Below are 16,145 nucleotides of genomic sequence, written 5' to 3' on the forward strand. Positions count from 1 at the left end.
CCTCAGCGCCGGGCGGCCAGCAGGCCGATGCCGGCGCAGCCCAGCAGCGACGCGCTGATTCGGTTGAACAGCCGCCGTGGCCCGGGCCGCTCGAACCAGCGCTGCAGGTAGGCGCCAAGCCCGGCGTAAATGGCGATGGCCGCCCACTCCAGCAGCAGGAACAGCACGCCCAGTTGCAGGAACTGCTCGCTCACCGGCGTGGCGCTGCCCACCGAGACGAACTGCGGCAGGAAGGCGGTGAAGATCAGAATGGCCTTGGGATTGCCCGCCGCCACCCAGAACTCCTGGCGCGCCAGTTTCCAGGTGCCGCGCGGCTGCTCGCCGGCCACCGCCGCCTCGCCGACCGGCGCCCGCCACAGCTGCCAGGCGATGTAGAACAGATAGCCCGCACCCAGCACCTTGATCGCCAGGAACAGGTATTCGCTGGTATGCAGCACCACGGCCAGGCCCATGGCGGCCAGGGCGATCATGCCGCTGAAGGCGATCAGGCGCCCGCCCCCGGCCACGCAGGCGGTGCGCAGGCCGTAGCGGCTGGCGTTATGCAGGGACAGCAGGTTGTTGGGGCCCGGCGCCATGTTCAAGGCGAAACAGGCGGGAATGAACAGCAGCAGGCTCGACAGGTCCATTATTCTTCTCCAGCGGGGACCGTCGCAGCGTCGCGTTCGGCGAGCAGGCGCGTCAAGCACAGTGGCGTGGCAAATGGCCGGAACAGTAGGTAGACGCTAGACTGGCGCCCTGCGTCCATTTCCAGGCTCCCTCGACATGCCCCTTTCGAGTAGCGAAATCTGGCACGATCCGGCCTTGCCCTATGTCGAGAGCCGACGCGCCTGCCACAGCCGCGCCTGCTACAAGGCCCACAGCCACCCGAGCTTTTCCATCGGCGCGGTGGATGCCGGCCAGAGCCGCTTCACCGGGGCCGGCGCCGGGCAGGTGCGCCTGATACCGGGTACCCTGGTGTTCGTGCCGGCCCAGCGGGTGCATGCCTGCAACCCCGAAACCGGGCAGGCCTGGAGCTACCAGATGCTGCACCTGGACACCGACTGGTTGCATGGCCTGTGCCTGGAGTCGGGCATTGCCGCCGCCCAGCCCGGCGCAGCGGCCCGGGTCAGTCGCTTGGCGCCGCTGTACCGGCAGTTCTGCGCGCTGAACGCCTTGCTGTTTTCCCAGGCTACGGTGTTCGAGAAGGAGACAGCACTGGTGGCCTTTCTTGGCGACAACGACTTCTCCCTCCATCCGCAGCTGCTACCCGCGCCACCCTTGCCGCCTTCGACACTGCGCGACCTGCTGGCCCATGCCGGGGAGCTGACGTTGGCCGAGTTGAGCCTGGACGCTCTGGCAAGGCTGGCGGGCATGGGGCGCTACCAGCTGATCCGTGCCTTCGGCGCCGCCACCGGCATGACGCCCCATGCCTACCTGGTCAATGCGCGAGTGAACAAGGCACGGCAAATGCTGCGCGAGGGCCAGGCACTGGCGGAGGTTGCCTACCGATTGGGCTTTGCCGACCAGAGCCATTTCCAAAGGGTATTCAAGGCGCATGCCGGGATCACCCCAGGAACCTACCGTACCGCGCGTCCATAGAGGATCGTGACGGCGTAGCCCCGGCCACCCCAGCTTTTTCCTCTGCACCAACCACATATTTACTAATTTCCCCGCCCCGCAACCTGTCCGAGTATCTGGCGCAACTACAACAACAACGAGCGGGGAACTGTCATGAGTGCAAGTGCGTCCGTGCCTGCCAGCGTGCAGCACGATCAAGCCGGCTTTCGCCGGGTCCTGGGACTGGGGTCGCTACTGGCGGTGGCCGTCGGCCTGGTGGTGTCGCAAGGGGTGATGGTGATGATGCTGCAAGGGGTTGGCGCCGCCGGTCTGGGCTTCATCGTGCCGTTGGGGCTGGCCTACCTGCTGGCCCTGAGCTATGCCTTTTCCTTCTCCGAACTGGCCCTGCTTGTTCCGCGCGCCGGCAGCCTGTCGAGCTACACCGAAGTGGCGCTGGGGCACTTCCCGGCGATCCTGGCGACCTTTTCCGGCTACGTGGTGGTAGCCATGTTCGCCCTGTCGGCCGAGCTGCTGTTGCTCGACCTGATCGTCGGCAAGGTCTACCCCGGGGTGTTCCCGCAGTACTCGGTGGCCTTTGGCGTGCTCGCGCTGTTCACCGCCCTCAACCTGATGGGCATCGACATCTTCGCCAAGCTGCAGAGCGCCATGGCCGTGGTCATGGTGATCGTGCTGCTGATCCTCGGCGTGGCCGCAATCAGCGAAGGGCATGCCGAAGGGGTCACCAGCACCCTGCTGCAGGGCGACTGGAACCCCATGGGCGTCGGGGTGCTGGCCCTGACCGCCATGGCCGTGTGGGGCTTCGTCGGCGCCGAGTTCGTCTGCTCGCTGGTGGAGGAAACCCGCAAGCCCGAGCGCAACATCCCACGCTCGATGATCATTGGCCTGACGGTGATCTTCGCCACCATCGGCCTGTATGGCCTGGGTGCGCTGTTCCTGGTGCCCCGCGAAGCGCTGAGCAGCGACGCCCTGCCCCATTACCTGTTCGCCACCACGGTGTTCGGCAAGACCGGCGAAGTATTCCTGGTGATCGCCGCGGTGACCGCCACCTGCAGTACCCTCAACACTTCGTTGGCGGCCATCCCGCGCATGCTCTACGGCATGGCCTGCAACGGCCAGGCATTCCCCCAGTTCAAGCAGCTCAGCCCGCGGGCGCGCACGCCCTGGGTGGCGGTGCTGTTCGTCGCGGCGATCACCGGCCTACCGATCCTGCTGATGGGCCAGGACGCCGCGGCGATCAACCTGTTGCTGCTGGCCGCCGCGCTGGCCTGGTTGCTGGCGTACATCATCGTACACCTGGATGTGATCGCCCTGCGCCAGCGCTATCCGCACCTGCCACGGCCATTCCGCACACCGTGCTATCCACTGCCGCAGCTATTCGGTATCGGCGGGATGCTGTATGCGATCTGGAATGCCTCGCCGAGCCCCGAGATGAGCCTGAAGATCTTCGGTACGGCGGGGGTGGTGCTGGCGGTGGTGTCGCTGATCGCCGTCGCGTGGATCAAGGGCGTGATGAAGAAGCCGCTGTTCAAGCCTGAGGCGCTGTAGACCTTGGCGGCAGGAAGCCACACGCCACCTTTCGGGGTGGCGCTTTCCCGCGAAAGATTCGTTAGCCTGCTTCCTTTTGCGCCGGACAACGGCCATGATGCCCGTACGCCCAACCGCCCACCCGCGAACGAGCCCATGACAGCGCAAGAACCTGCCCAAGGCACCCGCTCCAGCATCACCCGGCAGATCCTCTCGATCGTCTTCTACACCTTCATCGCCTTCCTCTGCATCGGCCTGCCAATTGCGGTGCTGCCTGGCCATGTGCACGACCAGCTGGGGTTCGGCGCGGTGATCGCCGGCCTGACCATCGGCCTGCAGTACCTGGCCACCCTGCTCAGCCGGCCCTTCGCCGGACGGGTGGCGGACACCCTCGGCGGCAAGCGCGCGATCCGCTACGGCCTTTACGGCATCGCCGGCTGCGGCGTGCTGACCCTGCTCTCGGCCTGGGCCCTCGCCCTGCCCTGGCTGAGCCTGGCGCTGCTGCTGGGCGGCCGGCTGTTGCTGGGCGTCGCCCAGGGGCTGATCGGTGTCGCGACGCTGAGCTGGGGCATCGGCCAGGTGGGGCCGGAGCATACCGCGCGGGTCATTTCCTGGAACGGCATCGCCTCCTATGGCGCCATCGCCATCGGCGCGCCCGCTGGCGTGCTGCTGGTGGATGGCCTGAGCTTCGCCGTGCTCGGGCCGGCACTGCTGGGCCTGGCGCTGCTGGCCCTGCTGGTGCTGCGCACGCGGCCGGACGTGGTGGTGGGGCGCGGCGAACGGTTGCCGTTCTGGTCGGCGTTCGGCCGCGTGGCGCCCTGTGGCGTGGGGCTGACCCTGGCGTCGATCGGCTACGGCACCCTGACCACCTTCGTCACCCTGTACTACCTCGAACGGGGCTGGATCGGCGCCGCCTGGTGCCTGAGCGCCTTCGGCCTGTGCTTCATCCTGTCGCGGCTGCTGTTCGTCAATGCAGTCAACCGCTTCGGCGGCTACAACGTGGCCATCGCCTGCATGGCCACCGAGGTGCTCGGGCTGACCCTGCTGTGGCTGGCGCCGTCGCCGTTGTGGGCGATGGTCGGTGCCGGGCTGACCGGCTTCGGCCTGTCGCTGGTGTACCCGGCCCTGGGCGTCGAGGCGATCCGCCAGGTGCCCAGCAGCAGCCGTGGCGCCGGGCTGGGCGCCTACGCAGTGTTCTTCGACCTGGCGCTGGCCATCGCCGGACCGGTGATGGGCGCGGTGGCGGTGCACCTGGGGTATGCCTCGATCTTCTGCGTCGCCGCACTGCTCGCCCTGTCAGGGGTGGGCCTGACCCTGCTGCTGGCCCGCCGCGGCTGAACGTTCGGCGGGCTCCGGAGCGCCCAGGGCCTGGCTGAAGAAGGTGGTGGTCTCGCTGCGCAGCGAACGATGGATATGCCGACGGTCGACGCCCTCGGCGTCCTTGCACAGCACTGGCATGCGCTGATGCTGCTCGTCGTCGCAGGGGGCCATGAACACGAAGTGTCCGGCACCGGCCAACAGGCGGTAGTCGGGCGTGACCGGCAGCTTGCGCGCCAGGGCATCGGCGTTGTGCTCCAAGGCCAGCAACTGGTCATTGTCACCGCTGTAGATCAGCGCCGGCACCTGCACGCCGGCCAGGGCGTGGCGACCGAACATCAGGCTCAACGGCGCCATCAGCATTACCGCGCCCACCCGGGGGTCGGCGCGGGGCGCCAACTCGCTGTGGTCGGCAATCAGCACTCCATGGGTCTTGCAGGCGTCGGCGTCAGTGGGGCGTTGCTCGCAATAGCGGCGCAGGCGTTCGAGGTCGGGCCGTGCGCCGGACAGGATCAGCGCGGTCTCGCCGCCGGCGGAATAACCAATCACTCCGACCTTGCCGTCATTCAGATACGGCGCGAGCAGCCTGTCGTTGCGCGCCGCGGTGATCGCGGCGCTGATCTGCAGTGGCCGGCCATAGAGGTTGCTCAGGTTACCCAGGCGGCTATGGTCGCGATTGTTGTCGCCGGGGTGGACTACCGCCACCACCACGAAACCCTGGCGGGCCAGGCCATTGGCCAGGTCATGCAAGGCCATCGGGCTGCCGGTGTTGCCGTGGGAGATCACCAGCAGCGGGAACTGGCCCATGGCTACCGGCGCCTCTTCGGCGACACGGGTCTGGTAGCCCTCGATGCGCACCGGGCGCGCTTCGCCGCTGGAGGGGTAGAACACCAGCGCCTGCATGGGCCGGGCGTCCACCGGGTCAGTGAGCGTCAAGCGATGCAACCCGGCCACCCACGGCGCCGCGTCGGCGCGGGCCAACAGGCCGCCGAGCAGCAACAACGCCATCAGCATGCGGGTTCGTTTCATCGCAGGGCACTCCTTGTCTCAGGGCACTGCGCGGCACTCGGGTATGGATGCCAGCATAGAACCCGGCTCGCCGGCGGCACATGAAAACTGGATGAAAAAAGCCGACTGGCGCACTGGGCGGCAGTCGGCTTTGGGTACGCAGTGCGATCAGGCGGCGGCGAACAGCTCACCGGCGATCTGCGCCTGGGCGGCGTCGATGGCCTTGGCACGGTGCTCCGGACCGTAGGCCAGGCCATGGGCACGGACGATTTCCAGGTCGGTGATGCCGATGAAGCCAAGGAACACCTTGAGGAAGTCTTCATGGCCGACGCCGGTAGGCTGGCCATGGTGCAGGCCACCAGCGGTGGACACCAGGATCACCTTCTTGTCGCCGCACAGGCCTTCAGGGCCAGCCTCGGTGTAGCGGAAGGTCTTGCCGGCCACCGCCACGCGGTCGATCCAGGCCTTGAGCTGGGTCGGCACGGTGAAGTTGTACATCGGCGCGCCGATCACCACGGCGTCGGCGGCGAGGAATTCTTCCAGGGTCTCTGCGCTCAGCTTGGCCTCGTGGGCCTGGGCAGCGTCGCGCATCTCCTCCGGGGTGCCGGCGGCGACCAGGGTGGCGGCGGAGAAGTGGCTGATGGCGTCAGCAGCCAAATCGCGGTAGACCACTTCGAGGCTCGGGTCGGCAGCTTTCCAGGCCTCGACCACTTCGCGGCTCAGCTGGCGGGAGGCGGAATTGTCGCCCAGGATGCTCGAATCGATATGCAACAGTTTCATGGGACTCTCCTGTGAATGAAGACCGCGGCGGTGGGCGATCACGATGGGAGCAATCCTATCGGCACATCGAATAGCTGATAAGTCGGTAAAAACGCGTTAGTTTGTTCCACTGATGGAACAATGAGACTGTCAAATGCAAGACCTCAACGACCTCTTCTACTTCGCCCGGGTGGTCGAAGCCGGTGGCTTTGCCGCCGCCGGGCGCCAGCTGGGCATCCCCAAGTCGCGCCTGTCGCGGCGCATCGCCGAGCTGGAGGAGCGCCTGGGCACCCGCCTGCTCCAGCGTACCACCCGCCAGCTCAAGCTCACCGCCGTGGGCGAGCGCTACCTGAACCATTGCCAGGCCATGCTGCTGGAGGCGGAAATGGCCGACGAGGTGGTGGCCAGCATGTCCAGCGAGCCCCGCGGCCGCCTGCGGGTGTCCTGCCCGGTGGCCCTGGCTCACGCCTTCCTACCGGATGTGGTCAGCCGCTTTCTCAGCCAGTACCCCCTGGTGCAGCTGGACATGGTGCTGCTCAACCGCCGGGTCGACCTGATCTCCGAAGGCATCGACGTGGCCCTGCGGGTGCGCGACCTGGGCGACGAAGACCCGGCGCTGGTCACCCGGCGCCTGCGCCAGGCACAGATGCAACTGGTGGCCGCGCCGGGCTTCGCCGACCATATCCGCGAACCCGCCGAGCTGGCCAGTCTGCCGGTACTCGGCGCGGCCGAGGCTGACCGCCTGGTGCACTTCCGTCTGCATGGGCCCCACGGCCGCCAGGAGGATGTTGCCCTTGAGCCACGGCTGGCCATCGACGACTTCGTCGTGCGCAACGCCGCGGTGCGCGCGGGCCTGGGCTTCACCGCCCTGCCATCGATGTTCTGCGAAGAGGAGCTGGCCCGTGGCGAACTGGTGCGCCTGCTGCCAGACTGGTCGCTGCCCGGCGGCTACCTGCAGGCGGTCTACCCACACCGCCGCGGCCTGCTGCCGGCGGTACGCGCGTGGATCGATCATCTGGCGGTCTCGTTCGAGGCCTGTGGAGAGCGTTATGTCTGAGAAAAGGCTGTCCGAGGATCAGGTGGCGGCGCTGTGCCTGGCCCTGCCCGGGGCGCAGGAAGACTACAAATGGGGCGGCATCCGGGTATTCTCGGTGGCCGGCAACAAGATGTTCGCCGTGCAGGACCTGGGCGGCGCCGGCTTGTCGTTCAAGGTGGCCGACGAGCTGTTCCTCGGCTACTGCGACCGCCCCGGCATTCGCCCGGCGCCCTACCTGGCGCGGGCGAAGTGGATCAGCATGCTGCCGCCCTACCCCATGGGCCGCGACGAGCTGAGCGACCTGCTGCGTCGGTCGCATCAACTGGTGGTGCGACGGTTGCCCAAGCGTCAGCAGGTTGGGTTGCTGATCGGGGCGGACGAGATTCCTTAGGGGGCTCGACGTTGTAGTTGCAGTGCCTGTCAAATCGAGCGCCGCCCGCGCGGCGCATCGCGGCACAAGGCCGCTCCTACATTTGTTGCAACGTGCCGAACCTGTCAGGCCATGGTTGCCCGCCTTGGTACATGTCTTGAGACAGGTGGAGCGGCAGTGGTGTCTACGCTGAGAGCGCGTCGGACCAACAAGGCGTACCAGGTAATGGCACAGGACTCACTGGCCCGAAACAGATGTAGGAGCGGCCTTGCGTCGCGATGCGCCGCGCGGGCGGCGCTCGATCTGATAGGCGCTGCAAGGGTTGCGACGGACACTTGGTGGCCCTCACTCGGTCAACAGCCCCAGCGCCCAAAGACCTTGAAAAGCCTGGCTCTAAAACTTCCTACCCAACGGCGGCCCCTTGAGTTCGACCCGATTGCCATCAGGGTCATAGCAATACAGCGAGACCCCTTCGCCTTCAGCCCCATAACGTTTCTCCGCGGCCTCGACCCTTACCCCAGCCTCGCGCAGCATTGTACTCAGCGCCGATTCATCAAACGGCTCGATGCGCAGGCAGAAATGATCGACATTGTGCCCGCTCGAGCCGGGCGCCGCGCCACCCTCGCGCCCCAGCGGGCCGTCGACCGCCACCAGGTCGATCAGACCGTCACCGGCCCCCAGGTGGATCATCCCCAGCGAATCCCGGCGCTTGCGCACCGGGCAGCCAAGCAGTTCATGGTAGAAGGCCAGGCTGCGCTGCAGATCGCTGACGCGCAGGACCAGGTGGTCGATATGCAGGATGGTGAAAGCTGGCATGGCAGTGCTCCACGTTCAGGCTTTGTCTAGACCATAGCAGCGTCCCCGCCGGCTGACCTTAGGCCGTCGCCGTCAATGGCCGACGGTGGAGCCGCCGCAGGTGCTGTGGGCCAAACGGCCTCGGACGTGTCAGTCATCGCCCTGGTGGCAGACTCAATTATGTACCACCCGAGGCGCTGCCCCCTGCTCTTGAATAGTCGCTCCCCCTTATTGGAGTGCGACCATGCACAGCATCGATCCTCCCTACCACCAGCAACAGATCCTGCGCAGCCTGCCGGGCTGGACCAGGCACCTGCATCCATCCCACGCGCAAAGGCTGTTGCGCCGGGCACACCGGGAGCATGTCAAGCCGGACGGACAGTTCGCGGACTGGTTCGTCCAGGCATCCCCTGTCCGCCAGACCGAGCTGCGCGAGGCCATCAGGCAGCGAACGACCAGCAGCAAGGCGCTGGCCAAGGCCTTGCAGGGGCTGCAGGGCATTACCGAGTTCTGTGAACCTTTGCTGAAGGCGCGACTGGGTGTCCAGGTGTCCATGACTGAAGCGCAGTTCAAGCAGCAACCCTTCATGCAGGTCCAGGAAGGAGGCATCCCCGACCCGGGGGCGTCCCATGACATACCTAACCCTCCGATCTTGACCGAGCTGCCGTCCGGCACCGCCACCCTCACCAGCCTGCTCGAAGCCGCTCTGCACAATTTCGAAGGCATGGCCGAGGTCGGCCCCTTCAGCACCCTGCAAGCCAGCGTCGACGACAGCACCTCGATCCCCGGGCTGAGTACCAGCACCTTCGTCAGCCACTGCCGTGCGCTCGACCTGGGCAAACGCTATCAGCAGCACCTGCAAGGTATCTATGGCGGTACGCGCAAGGGTGTGCTGCAACAGCTGTGGGCCCAGGCCCGACGCGATGAGCTTGCCGTACAGGCGCTGATCGCCCATATGCGTGGGTACCTGACAGATGATGGCCTCCAGGCCCTGCGCCAACTCTGCGCAACCGACCAAGCGCCGCGCTTTGGGACGGCAATGGCCTCGGTACGAACCTTGAGCATGCTGGGCATCCAACTGCACGACCTGTGGCTGTTGGCTGCCAACGACCAGTCCAATCCGCCCTATATCGTCTACCTGCCCTTCGACGATGATCGGCCGGTACAGGAGTTCATCAACCTGCTGGCCCTAGGTCGGTACCTGCGCCGCCGGCTGCTTGAGCCCGACTATCGAGAACGCTTTCTGGAACATGTCGCCCTCAAGGATCGCCCCGAGATGGCGAGAAAACTCAAGGCCAGGCTGTTCGAAGGCCCCCGGGCCGAGGTGATCCCCCTCGAGACACCTTCCCCCGCCTTTGCCGAGACCGAGCCCGGCACGCACCCCTGGCATGGACAAGAGGCCACAAGCGAAACAGATGACCCATCGGCTCCGCGCCCCGTCCGCTTCCCGGCGCTGGCGGTTCATGAAACCGCGATTGCCTTCCCGGTGTGGCCCAAGCTGTTCAACGACCATGTGCAACGCCTGCAGGACGACGCTCGCGGCGTGGCGGTACCAACGGCGGACATCGACGCCAAGGCCCGGCGCGAGCGCCTGATGTTGTGGGGCGAGCGCGGCCTGACCCTGCTGGGAGTGGCGGCCATGTTCGTCCCCGGCCTGGACGTCGCCATGCTGGCCGTGGGGGCGTACCAGATCATGGGCAGCATCTTCCACGCGTTCGAAGCCTGGTCCGAAGGTGACAACGCCCAGGCCGTGAGCCAGGTCGAGTCGTTGCTCATCAACGTCGGAAGCGTGGTCGCCATCGCCGGCGTCGCCAAGCTGGCAAAGGCCTCGGGATTCGTCGACTGGACGGAAAGTCTCTGGCTTGATGGTGAGGAGCGACTATGGCATCCGCAGCTTGAGCCATACCGCAGTCAGGTCGAACTGCCGAACGAGCTGCAGCCGGACGACCAAGGCATCCTGCAGTATGGCGACCGGCATTTCGTGGAGCTGGACGACACCCTCCACGAGGTCCGCAAAGATACCGCGGGGGACTGGCGAATCCGCCATCCGCAAGACCCCAAGGCCTACCAGCCACGTTTGCTTGGCAATGGCAAAGGAGCTTGGCGCATGGCGCACGAGCGGCCGCAGGAATGGCCCCGGCTCAAGTTGATGCGCCGTCTCGGCCCACTTTGCAAGGGGTTGAGCGATGACGACCTGCTGGCCGCACTCGACAGCAGCGGACTGGAACGAGGCGTGCTGGAGCAGGTCCACGTCGATGGCAAGCGCCCTCCGCCACTGCTGGAGGACGCCCTGCGACGACTGAAAGCCGACAGCACCGCCGACGACATCATCGCCCGCACCCGCCAGGGTCGTCCGCTGGCCGCCTACAAACAGTTCGCCATCAGCGTGCTCGGCGAACTGCCCGGCTGGCCCGAGGATGTGGTGCTGGAAGTGTTCGATGGCGCCGAACCGATGGGCAGCGCCACCCGCTATGGGCGCAACCGCCTCGGTGACACGGTCATCCAGCTGACCCGAAGCGACCTGGAGAACGGTGACCTGGCCCGGATCGTCCTGGAAAACCTGGAGGAAGAAATGGTTGTGGCGCTGCTGCCCGAAGGTACAGCAAACGAGCACCGCCAACAGGCCTTGCAGACGCTGATGGCCGACCGCTTGGGCACAAAGCGATCGTCACTGTTCAACAGCCTCTACAACACCCAGTCCAAGCTACTCTCCCCTGTAACTTCAGCCATCGGCCGGCAGTTCTCTAGCTTGCCCCTGCAGGCACTTGACGAATTGGTCGGCCAGGCTAATACCGCCGAACGCGACAGCCTGCTTGCAGGCCGGGTCCCGCTGCGCATTGCCGAGGAAGCTCGGCTACTGCAAGCCCGCGTGCGACTGGACCGGGCCATCCTCGGTCTGTACCGCGACAGCCTGGCCAACACCGATAGCCAGATCATCAGCGACAACCTGCTGGCACGCCATCCGCAATGGTCCGCGCAGCAGCGCTATCACGCGGCACTCGCCGACCGCTCCGCCGCCGCCCGGCTGATTGGCCAGCAACCCATGTCCACCGGCTTTCGCTCGCCAATGCGGCTGGGTGATGGTAGGTATGGCTACCCTCTGAGTCCCGGGATATTCGCCTCTCGCGCCGAGCGCGAGCTGCATGCCTTGTACCCCGGGCTCACGGGGCGCGAGATCCGACAGCTGCTGGGTACCCTGCGCGCCAGAGGTAGCGCGACCGAGCAGATTCAGGTGTTGCGCGCTCAACTGGCGGTACTGCGCGAACAGCTCGGCACCTGGGCTAGCGCAGGCGCCAACGACTGGGGCGAGGAAGTCGGCGCGTACTACAGCACGACCGCCGACCGGCTGATCCGGGCCTGGCAGCGTCTGGATGGCGAGACACTCTACCTGTCCAACATTGCCCTCGATGCGCTGCCGCCGCTTTCGACACGCTTCGACCATATCACCACGCTGGAGCTGGAGAACCTGAACGTGATCGAGATGCCTGCCGATTTCCTGCAGGCTTTCCCGTCATTGCGGCGCGTCGATGTACGTAGCAGCCCGCAACTAAGCGGCATATCTGTCCTGCAAGCGCTGCGCAATGCCCCGCAGCTGCGGGAACTGCGTCTGAGCGGTGCGCGCCTGGGTGAGTTGCCAGCCATCGCCCACGAAGTATTGCCGGCACTGACCAATCTTCGTAGCCTGGAAATACCTCGTAACCGTCTGACCCTCACCCTGGCGGACCTGCAGATGATCGCAGGCCTGCGCCTGGAGAACCTGGACTTGCGGGCCAACCGCATTGCGCTGGATGCGGACATGGCGGGCGCGTTCCGCTCAATGCGCGAACTGCGGCACTTGCACCTGACCTCGAATCCGCTGGGCCTCAGCCCAGACCTGAGCGGCCTGGAAAACCTGGCCACCCTGCGCCTGGACAGCGGCCAGCTTCAGCAGTGGCCCACCGGACTCAGCACCTTGATGCAGCGCACCCCCTGCATGCTGCGCGAAGTGGACCTGAGCATGAATCGCATCGGGCAGGTCCCCGATTTCGAAAATCTCTTGAACTCACCCTATTTCGGACATCTGCTGGCAAGACGTCCCAACTATCGCTGGCGCTTCAATTACAACTCTTTAGATGAAAACACCCGTGAAAGCCTGAGAGTCATTGGCGCCTCCGTCGAAGAGGAAGCGATCGCGGCCCCCCAGCCCGCTCCATCGCCGCGCTTCAACTGGCTGAGCAACGCCAGCGAGAGGCAGCAAGCCACCTGGAACGCACTATTTGAAAGAGACCGCAATGCCTGCCTGCGTGATGTGGTCGAACAGGTCGGCATGTCGGCCAGTGCGCTGCGTCAGCCCAGGGCGTTTGCCCGTCAGGTCTGGATGCTGCTTGACCGGGCAGCTGCCAGCAGCCGCCTGCGCAAGCGACTTAACGAGGTGGCCGCCGCATTCCCGGTCAGCTGCGGCGATGCCGGTGCCGATGGCTTCGGTACGCTCCAGACCGAAGTCATGGTCTACGATGAAGCCGAAGGCATGGAGACTGCGACGCCACGGCTGTTCCAGTTCTTCCGACGCCTGTTCCGGCGTGATCAGGTAAATGCCCTGGCACAGGACCTGTACAACGCGCGGCTGGCGCGGCGCGACGCACTGCGAGTCTTGGACGCCTGGCAAGCCCGGCCGCTGGGCGAACGCGGCACCAGGCCTGCGCTGCCGGCCCTGCATCGCTTCGATACGCTGCCGGACGACGTGTTGCACAACGGCCTGGGCGAAGGCCTGGATCTGATCGAGATCCGCCTGGCCCTGCGTACGCGCTTGTCGAGGCGTCTCGATTTCCCCGAACCCCAGCAAGAGATGCTTTACCGCCAAACCGCCGAAGTCTCTGCGTGGACCGAGGACGCGGTACATGACGAGGTCGAGACACGAGACGCCAGCGCAGACTCGCGTCGCCAATGGATTTCCCGTCACCCGACCTGGCGCCGTCTGCTGCGCCGGGAGTTCAGTTCCCGCTTCGGTTCGCTCAGGCGCCGCTGGGACGTCGGCGTGGATTACCTCGAAGGCAATGAACTGGACGGCACGTTGGACCCCACGGTAGTCGAGGCCCTGACCCAGGCGCTGGACCGTAGTCCTCTGGGCGAAGATGGCCAACCCCTGCGCCAGGCCATCACCAGCGAGCATTATATCGCCGGCATGAACCGCATGGCCCTGGGCCTGGAAGCGGACGAAGACGCCCTTTACCTGCGCCTGACCACGCGCCGCGACCCCAACGACTGAACCTACTGGCCGCGCAGGTCTTCGAAGAAGGCCTGCCGGCCCTGCACCTGACTCGACGCGCGCGATTGGGCGGCGGCCTCGCTGCTGGCCTTTTCCACATGCCAGTAGCAATGCCGGACGGCTCGCGTCACCGCCACATAGGCCAGGCGCTGCACCTCTTCCTTCTGCGCCGTGTCGAACGCCTGGGCGTCGCCCGGCTTGCCCAGGCCGGCCTGGCGATAGACTTGGTTCTTGTACGGCGAGCTGGTCAGATACTGGCAATCGCCCAACATGAACACCGCGTCGGCCTGCAGCCCCTTGGCACTGTGATAGGTCAGCTGGCGCAGGCGGCGCTGGTCGGGCGGCAAGCTAGAATCGACTTTAATAATCGAAGACAAATACTGTTCTATCAGTAACTTATCGCTTGTTTTTCGAAACAGCATCATGATTGTTTCGCCTCGATCATAGTGTTCGATGACGGTCTCGGCCAATGCCGCCTCGTCCCGATCGAAGACCCTTACCGGCGCGAGCGGGAGCTCGGCGGCAAGCCCCGCTGCCCTGGCCTTCTTGCCGGTGATGGCCGGCGCGCCTTTGACCAGGTGCTCGGCGGCATCGATGATGTGCTGGTGACTGCGGTAGTTCTCCACCAGCATCACCCGCGTGTTGGCGGGTGACGGGAACGTCTTGGTGAACTCCATGAAGTACTTCGGCGAGCTGCCGCGCCAGCCGTAGATCGACTGCCAGTCATCACCCACACACATCAGCGACGAATGCTGCGCCACCCGCCCGACATGCAGGGCCGAGCCACGGCGGCGGATCTCGGCCAGACTTGCCCGCAGCCAGCTGACGATCTGCGGGGAGACGTCCTGGAACTCGTCGATCATCAGATGCGCGAGGGGGCGCAGCAACGGATCAGGCAACAGCCCGAGGTTCTCCGGGTTGTTCTCGCCGAACAGGGCGAACATGCGGTTGTAGGTCATCACCGGCGGCGACTGGGCCAGCAGGTGCGCCTCCAGCGCCTTCCAGTACAGGGCCAGGGCTTCGAAGAAGGCCGCGTCGGTGTCGCCGGACGGGAAACTCATGGCCGCCACCGCCGCATTGACGTCCAGGCCCAGGTTCTCGATGAAACTTGCCGCGGTGACGAAGGCGTCGAGCAACGGTGCCGGGGCCAGCTCACCCTTGACCTTGTACTCGAAGCCCGGGCCCGCCACGGCATCACCCGCCAAGGACGCCGCCAGGCGCTTTGCCGATGAGTAGTTATCAAGCCATATCAATGGCTTACCGCAGAAAGCTTGAAGCAAGGTGCGCTTAACCGCCCATTCCGCACGCACCGCCAGCTTGGCGCCAGGGCGCTGGTACTGGCCGCTCTCGGCCGGGTCGAAGCCCAGCACCACCCAGGCATCCAGCCCTTCCAGGCGGCCGTGCACATGAAAGCGGCTGCCGCGGATCTGCACCGTTTCCCGGCACGGCTCGATACCCTTGATCGGCCAGGCGCCGGCGGCGAACCACAGGTCCTCGATCACATCGCACAGTTCCTCGTCGCGCTGGGCCGCCAACTGGGTCACCTGGACGCGCTTCTGCACGTCCGGGTGATCCGGATCCAGCGGCTTGAGCAGCAGGGCTTCCTGGCGCAGGGCACCGATCAACTGGGCAAAACGCGGGCTCTGGCCCATCAGGTCGCGGTAGCACAGGTTGAGTTGCTGGCGCTGGCCGTCGTTCAGGCGCAGGTCGAACGGGTTGCTGTCGGCGCTGGCCTCGCCCCCGATAGGCATCTCGCTGCCCAGGGTCTCGAACGCCCGCACCTGGGCAAAGCCCGGCAAGCTGCGCACCAGTGGCAGGATACGCGAGTGAAAGGTGCGCACCAGCTCGCGACCCTGGGCTGGCGACAGCTCGACCTGCCACAGGGCGAACACCTGCAGCAGGCGCTGGATGAAGTCCTTTCGCGACTCGCGGGTGAAGGTCACCACGGTCAGGGCATCGAGTTCAAAGCCCAGGTAGTGGCGCAGCAACAGGATGCGCAGCACCAGCGAGGTCGACTTGCCCGCCCCGGCACCGGCCACCACGCAGGTGGATGGCGTGTCGCTGAAGACCAGCTTCCATTGCGCCGCACTAGGTTGCGCCTCGGCGGGCAGTCGCTGGGCGACGTCGGCCTTGAAGCGCTTCTTCAGCTCGGTGGTCAGCGGCAGGCGCCAGTCGTCGAACAGGTTGTCGTCCTGGCCCGGCACGGCAACGTGCTCGGGACGGGTATCACGGATCACCAGGACCTGGCGCCCGGCCTCATAGCCATCCACCCGGCCCCGCTCATAGCCTTCGCGCAGGCCATCGGCATGGCCGTTGCGTTGCCCGGTAGCGTGGCCCAGGAACCAGGAGTCGCGGTGTTGTGCCTGCAGTCGCGACAGGCCACGCCCTAGCAGGCGGGCCGCCAGGCGGCGCAGCCAGGGCAGCTGTGCGGGCGGGGTCAGGTCGGCCGGGGCCTGGGGAAGCTCGTGAGGCACGGTCACTCCATTGAAAATCGAAACAGCGGGCATGTTCGCCTCATCCGCGCAAAAGTGCCA

Annotated in this window: 11 protein-coding genes; 6 read left to right on the top strand and 5 right to left on the bottom strand. The window is 66.0% G+C overall.

What is annotated here, in order from left to right; translation table 11 throughout:
• Positions 1–2 precede the first annotated feature (2 nt).
• On the bottom strand, positions 3–626 hold the full coding sequence (locus K2O50_RS13730; protein ID WP_050705716.1) for a LysE family translocator: 624 nt from the start codon (positions 624–626) through the stop codon (positions 3–5).
• Positions 627–762: 136 nt separating this feature from the next.
• Here K2O50_RS13730 and K2O50_RS13735 point away from each other — a divergent pair, with 136 nt between their 5' ends.
• From K2O50_RS13735 to K2O50_RS13745, 3 genes are all read left to right on the top strand, one after another.
• A complete protein-coding gene (locus tag K2O50_RS13735; RefSeq protein ID WP_050705715.1) occupies positions 763–1,578 on the top strand; it encodes an AraC family transcriptional regulator in 816 nt (271 codons plus the stop codon).
• A 132-nt stretch (positions 1,579–1,710) separates the two neighbouring features.
• Positions 1,711–3,102, top strand: coding sequence for an APC family permease (locus K2O50_RS13740; protein ID WP_050705714.1), 1,392 nt, complete (start codon positions 1,711–1,713; stop codon positions 3,100–3,102).
• Positions 3,103–3,237: 135 nt separating this feature from the next.
• Positions 3,238–4,419: an MFS transporter gene (locus K2O50_RS13745; protein ID WP_050705713.1), complete on the top strand. Its 1,182-nt coding sequence runs from the start codon at positions 3,238–3,240 to the stop codon at positions 4,417–4,419.
• Here the strand turns inward: K2O50_RS13745 and K2O50_RS13750 are convergent.
• Together K2O50_RS13750 and K2O50_RS13755 are read right to left on the bottom strand one after the other, a co-directional pair.
• A complete protein-coding gene (locus tag K2O50_RS13750; protein WP_050705712.1) occupies positions 4,378–5,427 on the bottom strand; it encodes a dienelactone hydrolase in 1,050 nt (349 codons plus the stop codon). The genes K2O50_RS13745 and K2O50_RS13750 overlap by 42 nt on opposite strands.
• 147 nt (positions 5,428–5,574) lie before the next feature.
• A complete protein-coding gene (locus K2O50_RS13755) occupies positions 5,575–6,186 on the bottom strand; it encodes an FMN-dependent NADH-azoreductase (RefSeq protein WP_050705711.1) in 612 nt (203 codons plus the stop codon).
• 133 nt (positions 6,187–6,319) lie between these two features.
• On the opposite strand from K2O50_RS13755, the gene K2O50_RS13760 reads away from it, so the two are divergent.
• Both K2O50_RS13760 and K2O50_RS13765 read left to right on the top strand, forming a co-directional pair.
• Positions 6,320–7,222 (top strand): LysR substrate-binding domain-containing protein, encoded by a 903-nt coding sequence (locus K2O50_RS13760; protein WP_050705710.1) that lies wholly within the window; start codon positions 6,320–6,322, stop codon positions 7,220–7,222.
• Positions 7,215–7,592, top strand: a complete 378-nt coding sequence (locus tag K2O50_RS13765) for an MmcQ/YjbR family DNA-binding protein (RefSeq protein ID WP_050705709.1) — start codon at positions 7,215–7,217, stop codon at positions 7,590–7,592. Before K2O50_RS13760 ends, K2O50_RS13765 begins: the two co-directional genes overlap by 8 nt.
• Positions 7,593–7,964: 372 nt before the next feature.
• Here K2O50_RS13765 and K2O50_RS13770 read toward each other — a convergent pair whose 3' ends face one another.
• Positions 7,965–8,387 carry a VOC family protein gene (locus K2O50_RS13770; RefSeq protein ID WP_050705708.1) on the bottom strand — a complete coding sequence of 141 codons (423 nt, stop codon included), beginning with the start codon at positions 8,385–8,387 and terminating at the stop codon, positions 7,965–7,967.
• Positions 8,388–8,610: 223 nt separating this feature from the next.
• On the opposite strand from K2O50_RS13770, the gene K2O50_RS13775 reads away from it, so the two are divergent.
• Positions 8,611–13,611, top strand: coding sequence for an NEL-type E3 ubiquitin ligase domain-containing protein (locus K2O50_RS13775; RefSeq protein ID WP_050705707.1), 5,001 nt, complete (start codon positions 8,611–8,613; stop codon positions 13,609–13,611).
• Between the two features lie 2 nt (positions 13,612–13,613).
• Here the strand turns inward: K2O50_RS13775 and K2O50_RS13780 are convergent, their stop codons facing one another.
• Positions 13,614–16,118, bottom strand: coding sequence for a UvrD-helicase domain-containing protein (locus tag K2O50_RS13780; RefSeq protein ID WP_050705706.1), 2,505 nt, complete (start codon positions 16,116–16,118; stop codon positions 13,614–13,616).
• Between the last annotated feature and the right edge of the window lie 27 nt (positions 16,119–16,145).

It is taken from the genome of Pseudomonas sp. 2hn (genome assembly GCF_019646095.1).
Classification (GTDB): Bacteria; Pseudomonadota; Gammaproteobacteria; order Pseudomonadales; family Pseudomonadaceae; genus Aquipseudomonas; species Aquipseudomonas peradeniyensis.